This is a genomic window from Terrabacter sp. BE26, assembly GCF_041941675.1.
Classification (GTDB): domain Bacteria; phylum Actinomycetota; class Actinomycetes; order Actinomycetales; family Dermatophilaceae; genus Terrabacter.
Genome location: NZ_CP090122.1, coordinates 756,204 through 768,818 on the forward strand (window position 1 = coordinate 756,204; position 12,615 = coordinate 768,818).

Annotated in this window: 7 protein-coding genes; 3 read left to right on the top strand and 4 right to left on the bottom strand. The window is 74.0% G+C overall.

The annotated features are described in order from the left end of the window. The first annotated feature begins 98 nt into the window (after positions 1-98). Complete coding sequence (locus tag LQK93_RS03540; RefSeq protein ID WP_374970194.1) at positions 99-1,610, top strand: phosphotransferase; 1,512 nt, start codon at positions 99-101, stop codon at positions 1,608-1,610. Between the two features lie 33 nt (positions 1,611-1,643). On the opposite strand, the gene LQK93_RS03545 is transcribed toward LQK93_RS03540, so the two are convergent. Both LQK93_RS03545 and LQK93_RS03550 read right to left on the bottom strand, forming a co-directional pair. Further along, entirely contained in the window at positions 1,644-5,135 is a 3,492-nt protein-coding gene (locus LQK93_RS03545; RefSeq protein WP_374970195.1) for an ATP-dependent helicase, read from the bottom strand. Next, positions 5,132-8,368: an ATP-dependent helicase gene (locus tag LQK93_RS03550; protein ID WP_374970196.1), complete on the bottom strand. Its 3,237-nt coding sequence runs from the start codon at positions 8,366-8,368 to the stop codon at positions 5,132-5,134. The genes LQK93_RS03545 and LQK93_RS03550 overlap by 4 nt, the downstream gene beginning before the upstream one ends. A 245-nt stretch (positions 8,369-8,613) precedes the next feature. On the opposite strand from LQK93_RS03550, the gene LQK93_RS03555 reads away from it, so the two are divergent. After that, positions 8,614-9,873 (top strand): aromatic acid exporter family protein, encoded by a 1,260-nt coding sequence (locus LQK93_RS03555; protein WP_374970197.1) that lies wholly within the window; start codon positions 8,614-8,616, stop codon positions 9,871-9,873. Here LQK93_RS03555 and LQK93_RS03560 read toward each other — a convergent pair. Together LQK93_RS03560 and moeB are read right to left on the bottom strand one after the other, a co-directional pair. Further along, positions 9,870-10,601, bottom strand: a complete 732-nt coding sequence (locus LQK93_RS03560) for an MGMT family protein (protein ID WP_374970198.1) — start codon at positions 10,599-10,601, stop codon at positions 9,870-9,872. The genes LQK93_RS03555 and LQK93_RS03560 overlap by 4 nt on opposite strands. 10 nt (positions 10,602-10,611) lie before the next feature. Next, on the bottom strand, positions 10,612-11,790 hold the full coding sequence (gene moeB, locus LQK93_RS03565; protein WP_374970199.1) for a molybdopterin-synthase adenylyltransferase MoeB: 1,179 nt from the start codon (positions 11,788-11,790) through the stop codon (positions 10,612-10,614). Positions 11,791-11,890: 100 nt separating this feature from the next. Between moeB and LQK93_RS03570 the strand changes: the two genes are divergently transcribed. Continuing rightward, a complete protein-coding gene (locus LQK93_RS03570) occupies positions 11,891-12,613 on the top strand; it encodes a TetR/AcrR family transcriptional regulator (protein ID WP_374970200.1) in 723 nt (240 codons plus the stop codon). The last annotated feature ends 2 nt before the right edge of the window (positions 12,614-12,615 follow it).

A 12,615-nucleotide genomic window follows, 5' to 3' on the forward strand; every position in this document is an offset into this window, starting at 1 on the left:
GTGCCGACCGGTGCCGACCGGTGCCGCGGCTGCCAGGACGCGAGCCGCTCGGGCGTCGCCTCCCACGCTCCTCGCACCGCTCCGCCTACGGTGGAGGCGTGACCCGCAGCCCGCTCTTCCTCGCCGCCCTGGCGAGCTCGGCCGTGCCGGGCCTGGACCCGGTGCGTGTCCAGGGCGTGCCGTCCCGGCCGGGTGACCTCTTCGAGACCGCCTACGTGCAGGACGGCCAGGACCGGCGCTGGGTCGTCAAGGCGCCGTGCACCGCCGCCGCCGGCGCGATGCTGGACGACGTTTCGGCGCTGTCGGGACTGCTCGGTCGCCGGATCGACGTCGCGATCCCCATGGTGCGCGGCTACGCGGCGGTGCCGGAGGGACGGGCCGCCGTCTACCTGCGCCTGCCGGGCCGCCCGCTGCAGTTCTCCGGACTCGAGCCGGGCCCGCTGGCGGTCGAAGTCGGTCGGACGCTCGCCCACATCCACAACATCGAGCTCGTGATCTTCGAGGAGGCAGGCCGCCCCACCTATGACGCCGAGGCGCACCGCCGGCGTCAGCTCTCCGAGCTCGATCGTGCCGCCGCCACCGGGCACGTGCCCACCGGCCTGCTCACCCGCTGGGAGCACGCGCTGGAGGACGTGTCGTTGTGGCGGTTCGCCCCCAGCGCCGTCCACGGCACCTTCACCGGCGACAACGTCCTCGCCTCCTTCGAGGACGAGGACGATGCCTCCACCGGCCGGGTGCGCGGCGTGCTCGCGTGGGAGGAGAGCCGGGTCGGCGACCCCGCCGACGACTTTGCCGAGCTCGCCAGCGTTGCGAGGCCGGCGACCCTCGACGCGGTCCTCGAGGCGTACGCCGACTCGCGGATCGAGCGACCGGACGTCCACCTCGTGCGTCGTGCCCGCCTGGCGGCGGAGCTGACCCCGTTGCGCCGGCTCCTGCGCGCGCTGTCGGCGGGCCAGCCAGAGGTCGTGGAGAGCACCGCGGAGCAGCTGCGGGCGCTCGAGGGCAGGGTCGAGGAGCAGGACCGCCGGCACGCCCGTGAAGACGCGAGGCGCGCTGAACGTGCTGAGCAGGGTCGACAGCGGGCCGCCGCCGAGGCGGAGCGCGAGCAGCCCGGCCCGGCGTCCGACGAGCACAGCCCCGAGCCTGACTGGGACGCGACCCAGCCGCACGTGCCCTTCCCCGTGCTCGGCGCCACCCAGGCCATCTCCACGACCTCGTCAGTCGACGGGGGGCCGACCGCAGCGGATGCCCAGCCCGGCCCCTCCACCGGGCCGTCCACCATCCCGGCGGACGGCCCGGGTCCCGGGCCCCGCACCGGCAGCACGGCCTGGACGACGACCGACGAGTCAGCCACCTCCAGCGCGGCCGACACGCCCCCGGAGCACCGCACCGGCAGCACTGCGGGGACGGCGACCGAGGAGGAGCCGCGGCCGGCCGAGGAGTCCCAGCCGGTGCCGCTCGTGGCTCCGGGTGCCGACGCGTCCACGTTCGAGATCGACGAGGTCGAGGCGCTGCCGCAGGGGGACGCCGTGCTGGACCTGCACGAGGGCGCCTCCGGATTCGTGCCGGTCGGCCGGCCCGACGACCAGGAGCCCGGCGACCACCGCTGACGGGCCGGCGCCCGGCTTCGTGGGCCCGTCGTCCTACTCCGGAAGGGTGCGTAGAAGGTCGACTAGGGCCTTCTCGTCGGGGAGGTCAGGACGTACCGTGACGCCCTCCCGTGCGTAGTAGAAGGCAGCGTCGACGAGGGACGGGGAGACGCCCCGCAGGCGAGCGAACGCGACGGCATACGCCCCGAGCTGCAGGGCGCGGACAGCCGCGTCGCGGCCGCTGGGACGCGTCCCGGTCTTCCAGTCCACGACCGTCCAGCCGCCGTCGTCGCGCGTGAAGACGGCGTCGACCCGGCCCCGGACGGCGATGCCGTCGATCACCGTCTCGATGGACAGCTCGACCTCGTCGGGGATGCGGTCGGCCCACTCGCTCCCGAGGAAGCGCTCCTTCATCGCATCGAGGTCGCCGTCGTCGGCCACGCCCTCGTCGGCACTGCCGGGCAGCTCGAGCAGGTCGACGAAGGCAGCGCGGGAGTAGTGCTCCTCGATCCAGGCGTGGAAGGCGGTGCCCTGGCGTGCGGCAGCGGCCGGCGGGCTCGGCATGGGACGCCGCAACGCCATGGCGAAGGCCTCTGCGTCGCGCGCCAGCGACACCACGGCCGAGGCGGAGAGGTGTCGTGGGACGTCGACGACCGGCTCGCCACGGGACCGGCGCGCCGCCTGTTCGGCGAGGAGGATGCGGAGGTCGTCCACTCGCCGGTCGCCGTGCAGGAGGGGCGGACCTGACTCGATCAGCTCGGCGACCCGTCGGTGGGCGTCGAGCAGCCCCGCTCGACGGGCGGCCATCGGGTCGTGCGGCCACTGACGCGAGAGGGGGACGGCCAGATGCGGGTTGGTGGGCGCCGACGCCTTGCCCTTGTCGTCGACGACCGGTTCGGGCGCAGCCACCCACGCGGTGCGGGAGACGGCCTGGGGTAGGGCGTCCTCGACCTCGACGAGGAAGCGCGAGGGGACCGACAGCGTCTTCTTCGCGGCCCCCCACAGGTGCGTCGTGAGGAGCATGGCCGATCTGGCGCGGGTCAGTGCGACGTAGGCCAGGCGACGCTCCTCGGCAATGGCGTGGCGTCCACCGTCGAGGACGAATGCGTCGATGGCCACGCTGAGCGCCTTGCGGTCCGGCGCTCCTCGCCAGTCCAGGTGCGGCAGGCCGTCGCGGTCGCCACGCAGGTCGTAGGGCAGCGAGTCGAGGCCGATGAGCCAGCCCTTGTCCTTGACCTCACCCGAGCAGGCGTAGTCGACGGGATCGCTGTCGAGGACCGGCGTCACGGCAGTCGCGTTGTGTGCCGGGAAGATGCCCTCGACCATGGTGGGGACGGCCACGACGTCCCACTCGAGCCCCTTGGCCGCGTGGACGGTGAGCACCTGCACCGCGTCGGCATCGGACTCCACGTGACCGGCGTCGAGGCCCCGCTCCTGCTCGCGGGCCGCATCGAGCCAGCTGAGGAAGCCCGAGAGCGTCGGCCGGTCGGCGGTCGTGGCGTAGCGGGCGGCGACGTCGGCGAACGCGTCGAGGTGGACGCGGGCGGTCGAGGCGGTGTGCTCGGCGCGAGCCAGCACCTCGATGTCGAGCCCGATCGCCACCTCGGCCTCGGCGACGAGGTCGACGAGGGGCAGCGCCGTCAGGCGGCGCAGCCGGCGCACCACGTCGCCGAGCTCGCGCAGGCGGACCAGCGCCTCGCCGCTGATGGTGGCGCCGTCGCGGCTGGTCCACCCCGGACGGGGAAGGTCGTCCAGGGCCTCGACGAGCGTGGCCGTGTCGGCGCTGTCGGCGGCGAGGTCGGAGCCGCGGCGGTCGGTCTGCGCCTCCGGCGACGCCTCCTGAGCCTCAGGAGCCTCAGGAACCTCGACTGTCTCGGCGGAGCCTCGAGTCGCGGCGCCCACCGGCTGCTCCGCCGTCCCGGAGGCCGGCTGCACGTCCGCCGGTGCATCGCCGGAGTCCGACCCGCGGGCGGGGCGCGAGTGCAGCTCGCGCGCCCACGCCCAGAGGCCGGCGAGGTCGGCAGCACCCAGACGGACGACCGGCCCGGTCAGCAGACGCATCAGCTGGTCCCCGCGCGTGGGGTCCTGCACGACCCACAACGCCGACACGAGGTCGCTGACCTCGGGCGTGACGAGCAGGCCACCGAGGCCGACCACCTCGACGGGGAGCTGGCGCCGGCGCAGCGCCTCGAGCACGAGCGGGAAGGTGGACCGGCGACGGCACAGCACGGCGGCGCTGCGGCCGGTCCGGCGTCCGCTGGGGCTGAACCAGTGGGCGGCGATCCAGCCGGCGAGGTGGTCGGCCTCCTCCTCGGCGGTCTCGAGGCGCGCCACCTGGATGGCGCCCTCCCCGGCGCCCGGCCGTGGACGGAGCGGCTGCACGTGCTCCGTCGCGAGCGGTGTGGCCACGGCGTTGGCGGCGTCGAGGATGAGGGAGTCGTTGCGCCAGCTCGTGGACAGCGGGAGCACGTCGGCGGGCCCTGCGTCGTCGGCGAACTCGCTCGGGAACCGCAGCAGGGTGGTGGCGCTCGCGCCGCGCCAGCCGTAGATGGACTGGTTGGGGTCGCCGACCGCCGTCAGCGCGACACCCGGATGGTGGAAGAGCGATCGCAACAGCTCCAGCTGCGCCTCGGAGGTGTCCTGGAACTCGTCGAGCAGCACCGCCCGGAATCGCTCCCGCTCCATCTCTGCCACGGCCGGGACCGAACGCGACAGGCGGGCGGCGATGGCCATCTGGTCGGCGAAGTCGAGTGACTCGCGCTCGCGCTTGAGGGCGAGGAACGCCGCGACGATCGGCAGCACGGTGCGCCGCTCGCGCAGCACCGCGATGGCCTCGCGAGCTGCCGTGAGGGATCCGCGCCCGTCGCCGTCGGGCAGCGCGTCGAACCGCGCCAGAACGCCGTCGAGGTGCTCGACGACCTCGCCGGGCGTGCGCACGTGCTCGGCCATCTCGCCTGCGAGCGCCATGACGGCCTGGATCACGGTGGCTTCGCTCTTGACGACGTCGTCCATGGGGCCGTCCCACCGCGAGACGGCCTCGGCGGCGAGCTGCCAGGCGCCGGCCTCGGTGAGGATGCGGAACTCCGGCTCGATGCCCACCCGGAGGGCGTGCTCCCGGACCAGCCGGCCGGCATAGGCGTGGTAGGTGGAGACGGTGGGGGTGCCGCCGAGGACCTCGGCGCCGCTGCCGTCGTCGGCGGGCGGCGTCCAGAGGCCGGCCCGCTCGAGGCCCCGCAGGCGCTTGGCGATGCGCTGCGACAGCTCGGCCGCGGCCTTGCGGGTGAACGTCAGCCCGAGCACCTGGTCGGGGTCGACGAACCCGTTGGCCACCAGCCAGACGACGCGCGCGGCCATCGTCTCGGTCTTGCCGGAGCCGGCGCCCGCGACGACGAGCAACGGCCGGGCACCTGCCTCGATGACGGCTGCCTGCTCGTCGGTGGGCGGCGGCATCTCCAGGGCCCGGGCGATGTCGAGCGCGCTGTGCCGGGCTCTCGAGGTGCCGTCCGTGTCGGCGGACGTGCGGAGGTCGGTGTCGACGGAGGTCACAGGGCGTCGCCTTCCGGCTGGACGGGACACGAGGAGCGGACTGGGCACGTCTCGCAGGCCTTGCCCTGGGACGCGCGGAACTCGGCGGCGCCCATCCCGTCGGCGGTCTCCTCGACGAGGGTGCGGGCCCAGGTGGGGTCGGCGCTGCCGGCCAGGGGGTCCTGCGTCAGGACGCTCGGCTTCAGCCCGGACAGGCCGCCCTTGCCGATGAAGACGAGTGCCGCGCCGGCGCTCCGGTCACCGAGCTGCTCGAAGCCGCCCTCCTCGACCGCGACCTGGTAGGCGCCGAGCTGGCCGTGCTCGGCCAGCTCGGCCCGGGTGGGTTTGGACTTGCCGGTCTTGAGGTCGACGATGCGGACGTGCCCCTCGGCGTTGCGCTCGATGCGGTCGACGCGCCCTGCGACGACGGCGCGGCCGACCGTGACGCGGAAGTCGGTCTCGATGCCGACGCGCTCCCAGTCCCTCTCTGCGGCGTCACGGTATGCCGTGAACCGGGCCACCATGTCGTGCGCCTCCTTGCGCGTGCGCTCGGTCGCCCACCCCGGCTTGAGCCCGAGGCGTCCCCAGCGCTCGTCGACCTCCCGCTGCAGGGTCTCGAGCGGCGCGTCGGGCAGCTCGGCGACGATGTCGTGGACGAACGTGCCGACGGACGCAGCACCGAGGGAGACCCCCTCACCGCCGACCGAGGTGAGGAACCAGCGCATCGCGCACTCGGCGAAGTAGGTGACCTTCGACGGGGACACCGGGACCGGCTCGTCGGGCCGGCGCACCGGCCGCTCGCTGGTGACCGATCGCAGGGCCCACCACGATCCCGGGTCGGCGCCGCGCACACCCTCTCTGGCGGCTGCCGCGAGCAGGGCGAGGGCCGGCTCGGCGACGCCCGGGTCGGGATTGACGGCCTCGCGGCGCAGCTCGGCCACCAGTCCGGGCAGCGTCATCGTGCGCGCGACCTCGGTGTAGGGCCGCACCTCGTCGGCGAGGCGGGTCGAGGCGGGTGGGTCGACGAGGTCGAGGTAGACGGACGGCTGCTCGTCCTCGTTGCTGACGGCGGTCACCAGCAGGCGCTCGGTGGCGCGGGTGACGGCCACGAGGAAGAGCCGTGTCTCGTCGTAGCGCACCGCCGCCTGGGCTGCGCGGAAACCGAGAGGGCGCTGGGCGACGACGTCGACGAGGTCCTCGGAGCCGAGGACCGAGCCCCGCAGGCGCAGGTCGGGCCAGACACCCTCCTGGACCCCTGCAACGACGACGATGCGCCACTGGCGCCCGGCCGCCGTCTGCGGCGTCAGCAGGGCGACGCGGCCGCCCGACTGGCCGCCGACGAGCAGGGTGTCGCCCGGGACGTCCTGACCTTGGATGTGCTCGAGGAACTTGTCGGGGCCGGCCGTCGGCAGGCGGTCGACGAACGCTCCTGCGGCGTCGAAGAGCGCCAGCACGGCGTCGAGGTCCCGGTCGGCGCGCTCGCCCGACGTGCCACCGGAGAGGGCCTGCCGGCGCCAGGTCTCGGCCAGGCCGAGCCCCTGCCAGATCGCCCAGAGCACCGACTCGGCCGTGACGCCCGGCGCCCAGCGGCCGTCGTCCCCGACCTCGGCGGCAGCGGCGCCCGCCGCGAGCGCGGTCGCGATGCGGGCCGCGGGCCGGGCCGTGGACCCGAGCAGGGCCGCGCGTGCCGGCGCCTGGACCAGCTCGCCGAGGAGCTCGTCGCTGGAGCGGCCGCCACCCGAGGCGAGCTCGTCCTGGCGCAGCAGCCGGCGCAGCCGCCTCAGGGCGACCGTGTCGGACCCGCCCACCGGGGACAGGAGCAGGTCGGACGCACGGACCGGGTCGATGACGTGGCCCTCGCCGCGGTGCTCGGCACGGGCCGTCGCGATGCTCTCCTCGAGGAGGTGCAGGAGCGGACGGACCGCGCTCTCGTCGCGGACCGGGGTCTCGGCCGAGCCCGCCTCGACCGGCACCCCGGCGTGTGCGAGCAGGCGTCGCATGCCGTCGGCGCGGGCGGAGCCCCGGACGATGACGGCCATGTCGCTCCACGGCACCCCCTGCACCAGGTGCGCGCGACGCAGCAGCGTCGCGACGTGCGCCGTCTCCTGCGCCGCCGACCGCAGCAGGGCCACCTCGGCGGTGCCACGGGTGGCGTCGGCGGCGGGGGTCATGCGCCGCTGCTCGCCCCCGCCGAGGGCTCCGATGCGTCGCGACACGCGGTCTGCGACGTCCACCAGGTCAGGCCCCAGGCGGTGGCTCCGGTCGAGGACGAGGGTCTCGCTCGAGGCCTCGCCTCCGAGGTCGTCGATCAGGTCGAACAGGCCGCCGACGAAGCGCGGGTCGCGCCCGGCCCCGGCCAGGTCGTGCCAGCCGTCGGCGAGGAATCGTGGGTCGGCCCCGCGGAAGGTCTGCACCGCCACGTCGGGATCGCCGATCAGCACGACACGCGGCCCTCCGGGCCTGGCGACGACCCGCAGCAGCCGAGCGGCGGCCGATGTCAGCTCCTGCGCGTCGTCGACGACCACGAGCCGGATCCCCTCGTGCAGTCGGTCGAGGGCGGACGGGTCGTCGTCGAGGAGCTCGGCCACGGCCGTGAGCACCCAGGCGGGGTCGTAGGAGCCGTGCCGGCTGAGCGAGGTGACCTCGTCGTACTCGCGCAGCACCTGCGCGGCGGCCGCCCACTCCGGTCGGTCGTGCTCGACGGCACGTCTCGCGAGGTCGTCGGGCGTCTGTCCCAGCTCGACCGCGCGCATCAGCAGGTCGCGCAGCTCGTTGCGGAAGCCGCGGGTGGCGAGGGCCTCGTGCAGCTGCTCGGGCCACGCGGGCCCGGGAACGTCGCCGGAGGCGTGCCCGGCCAGGAGGTCCCGCAGGATTACGTCCTGCTCGGGACCGTTGAGCAGCCGGGGGGCAGGCTCGCCCCGGAGCGCCGCCTCGGCGCGCAGCACACTGAAGCCGAAGGCCTGCCAGGTGCGAGCCAGCGACTCCGTGGACGTGCCCCCGAGGCGGGCCGTCACCTGCTGGCGCAGCTCGGCCGCTGCCCGCCGACTGGACGTCAGGACCAGGCACGAGTCGGCGCGCAGGCCGTGGCTCAGCACGGCGTCGGCGACGAGCTCGACCGCGAGGGTGGACTTGCCGGAGCCCGGTCCACCGAGAACCCGGAGGATGCGAGCCGAGGAGTCGATGGCTGCCTGCTGGCGTTCGTCGAGCCGCACCTGCACCTTGGCAGGGGCGGGGGCTCGGCGCAGGATGACCACGGCGAGATTCCATCACGGGCCCCTGACAGCGCCCGGCCCGAGGTCCTCGTACGATTTGAGAGGCGCGGGTGGTTCGCAGAGGGACGCCGGGACCCGTTGACCACATCGCAACCCGAGGGCGGCGCATGTCACCAGAGAAGGGCGTCGAGCCCACCCCGTGGAGTCGTCTGCTCAGGTGGGCCTGGCCGAGACATCCCCTGCGTTGGCGCGACGTGCCGGCACGGCTGCAGCCGACGCTGGCCACGGTGTTCCGACTCACGACCGCCGCCGTCTTGGCATACGTGCTCTCACAGCTCGTCACCGGCGGCACGCTCGACCTGACCGGGCCCCTGACCGCGCTGCTGGTCGTCCAGGCGTCCGCCTTCTCGACCATCAAGATGGGCGCGGTGCGGGTGGGGGCGGTCCTCGTGGGGATCCTCGTCGCCACGCTGCTGTCGACGAGGTTCGGCCTCACGTGGTGGAGCCTCGGCGCGGCCATCGCCGCCTCGCTCCTGCTGGCGAAGGTGCTGCGCCTGGGAGAGCAGGCCCTCGAGACGCCCATCAGCGCGATGCTCATCCTCGGGGTGAGCAACCACGACGTGGCGGCCGAGACGAGGATCGTCAACACGCTCATCGGCGCCGCCGTCGGCGTGGCGTTCAGCGTGCTCTACCCACCCGCCATGCCGACGGACGCGGCGAGACGGTCCCTCCTGCGCGTCGTCGAGGTCGGGGCGTCGGCGCTGGACGTCGCCGCCCGGGCCTTCAGGGCCGGACCCGTCAGCCGGGAGCAGGTCGGCGAGTGGATCGACCTGGTTCGGTCCGGGACCGTCGAGGTCGCGCGCGCCAGCGAGCTGATCGGCCAGCTGAAGGACAGCCGCCGGTTCAACCCCCGCGCGCTGGGCACGGTCGACGTGGAGCCGGTGCTCGCGACGGCGCTCGACAACCTCGAGCACTGCCTGCTCGCCATCCGCGCCCTCTTCACCGTGCTGCGCGTCGAGCTGCCGCCCGAGAGCGCACGGGAGGACCCCTACGGCGACGAGCTGCGCACGGCGTTCGCGGTGGTGCTGGAGGACACCGCCGACTGCCTGCGCGCGTTCGGAGCCCTCGTGGTCGCGGAGTCCGAAGGTCGCGAGGAGGACGCCGAGGCGGCCCTGGCGCAGACTCTCGACATCCTGCGGGAGACCCAGGCCATCCTGACCGAGCTCATCCTCGTGCGCGTTCGGGCGGACACGTCGTCGTCGTGGCTGCTGCGCGGCTCGATCCTGGCCGCGGTCGAGCAGGTGCTCGCGCAGCTCGACCTCGAGAACCGCGCCCGGTTGCACCAGCAGTGGAAGGAGCAGCAGCAGGGCCGGCCGCTCGCCCAGCTGCCGAGGCTCGTCCACGACGTGCTGCCCCACCCGGACCGGCCCTACCCGCGCGGGCTCGAGCCCCTTCGCGCTCGGGGCCGCCGCCGCCGTGACCGCGCCTCGGAGGTCTCCGGCACCTCGGACGCCGGGCGCACCAGCCGCACCACCGACAGGAGCTAGGCAGACGCGACGACCTCGACCTCGAAGCCCTCGCTGCTCTCGAGGTAGGCGGCGTAGTGATGCGGGCCGCCGGCATACGGGTGCCGGTCGGCGAACATCAGCGCCCAGCCGCCCTCGGCGCAGTCGTCGACGAGTGCGTCGACCTCCGCACGGGAGCCACCGTGGAAGGCCAGGTGGTTCAGGCCGGCACGCCGACGTTCGTGCCGACCCGCCACGACGTCGGGACCAGCCTCGAGGACGATGTAGACCGAGCCGAGCTCCCACGCCTGGCCGTGCCCCCAGTCGTCGCCGAGGTGGAAGCCGAGCCGGCCGAGCAGCCACCCCCACTCGCGCCCGGCCACCGTGATGTCGTCGACCCAGATCTCGACGTGGTGCAGCGCCCCGCGCGCTCCTGCGCCTCCGCCGGCACTCGACGGGGCACCCCCGAAGTCCCACCTGGCCCTCGCCATGTCGGCGCGCCCCCCGTCGAGGAGCCCACGGACCATGGGCGTCCCCTCGGCGCGCCAGTGCTCGAGCGCCTCGTCCTCGAGCCCCTGAGGTGGGCGCCCGTCGGAACGGATGACGCGCCACCACGGCACGTCCGAGCCGTAGCGGCTCATGACCGTCCCGACCGTCCGCGGCCCCATCCCGCCGAGGCGCTTCGCGATGTCGCCGTACGCGAGCACGCGGCCCTCCGGAATGGTGGCCACGAGGTCGAGCACCCGGTCGGCATGGTCCTCCAGCGGCACGGGTGTCCTCTCAGTACTCGGGTTGGCTCGGGTCGATCTCCCGAAGGTAGGCGAGTATGCCGCCCGCGACGTTCGCGACGTCCGAGAACCCCGCCCGGAGCGCCAGTCGCGTCGCCTCGGCCGACCGCGCGCCTACCTTGCAGTGGATGAGCACTCTTCTGTCCGAAGGCAGCTCGTCGAAGGCCTCGCCGGAACGGAACCGATCGAGGTGGATCGGGACGGAGCCGGGGATGGAGGCGATGGCCCGCTCCTCCGCACCCCGGACGTCGACCAGGAGCGGCGGCTGCGGCCCGGACAGCTCGGCCGCCATCTCGAGCACCGTCACCGTGGGCAGGTCGCCCTCGTCATGGGCGGCGGCCCCGGGCACGCCGCAGAACTCGACATAGTCGACCAGCTCGGTGACCGTGGGGCTGGTCCCGCACACCGGGCAGTCCGGGTCGGCTCGCACCGTCAGCGTGTCCCAGGTCTGGCGCAGCGCGTCGTGGACGAGGAGCCTGCCCAGGAGCGGCTCACCGATGCCGAGCAGCAGCTTGATCGCCTCGGTCGACTGGACGGACCCGATGGCCGCGCACAGCACCCCGAGGACGCCGCCCTCCGCGCAGCTGGGCACCGAGCCCGGGGGCGGCGGCTCCGGGAAGACGCAGCGGTAGCAGGGTCCCCGACCCGCCCACCACACCGAGACCTGCCCGTCGAAACGCAGGATCGAGCCCCAGACGTGCGGCTTGCCGAGCAGGGCGCAGGCGTCGTTGACGAGGTAGCGCGTCGGGAAATTGTCGGTGCCGTCGACGACGAGGTCGTAGTCGGCGATGACCTCCAGGGCGTTGGCCGAGTCCAGCGCGACGTCGTGGCGCACGACCGTCACGTGCGGGTTGACGCGGTGCACGGCGGCCTCGGCTGACTCTGTCTTGGGCCTGCCGATGTCGGCGTCGGAGTGGATCACCTGCCGGTGCAGGTTGGTGAGGTCGACGACGTCGGCGTCGACGACACCGATGGTGCCGACCCCCGCAGCGGCCAGGTAGAGCAGCGCAGGCGAGCCGAGGCCCCCGGCGCCGACGACGAGGACCCGCGCTGCGGCCAGGCGCTCCTGCCCGTCCCGGCCGACGTCGGGCAGCAGGACGTGGCGGGCGTACCTGGTCGTCTCGGCCTTGCTCAGCGCTCGACCGGTCCTGACCAGCGGCTCCGTCGACATGCCCTCACCGTACTGCTCGGTATGGTGAGAGGGACACGGTCGTTCGCAGGGACGGACGGCGACCTGACGAGCTGCGCGGCCACGCGCGAAGAGGACCCGCATGGCAGACGAGACCACCCCGCCGGGCCGCGGCCAGCGGCTGCCCCGATCCGAGCGCCGCGCGCAGCTGCTCGACGCAGCCCTTGGCGTCTTCGTGGAGAACGGCTACCACGCGGCAGCGATGGACGACATCGCGGCGCGGGCCGGGGTCTCGAAACCGGTTCTCTACCAGCACTTCCCCGGCAAGCTGGAGCTCTACCTCGCGCTCATCGACCAGCACACCGGCGAGCTCGAGCAGCTCGTGCGCGACGCGCTGGCCCTGGCCGACAACAAGGCGCGCATCAACACCATGACGCGCGCGTACTTCGACTTCGTCGGGCAGGAGGGTGCGGCCTTCCGGCTCATCTTCGAGTCCGACCTCGCCAACGAGCCGGAGGTTCGCCGGCGGCTCGACCAGATCGACCTCACCTGCGCCGAGGCGATGGCCGAGATCATCCGCAGCGAGACGTCCATGGACCAGGAGGAGGCCGTGCTCGTCGGCGTGGCCTTCGTGAGCCTGGCCCAGACGTCGGCGCGCCACTGGCTGACGCACGAGGCGACCCTGTCGAAGGAGACCGCCGTGCGCATCACCGCCGCCCTGATCCGGCGCGGCTTCGGGGCCTTCCCGCTCGCGGGGCGCGCCGACGCGGCCGCCGACATCGGTCGCGAGGGCAGGGGCGACACCAGCGGCGAGAGCACGGGCGAGGGCGCGGCTCGGGAATCCGTGAGCACGCCTGCTGGTTAAGG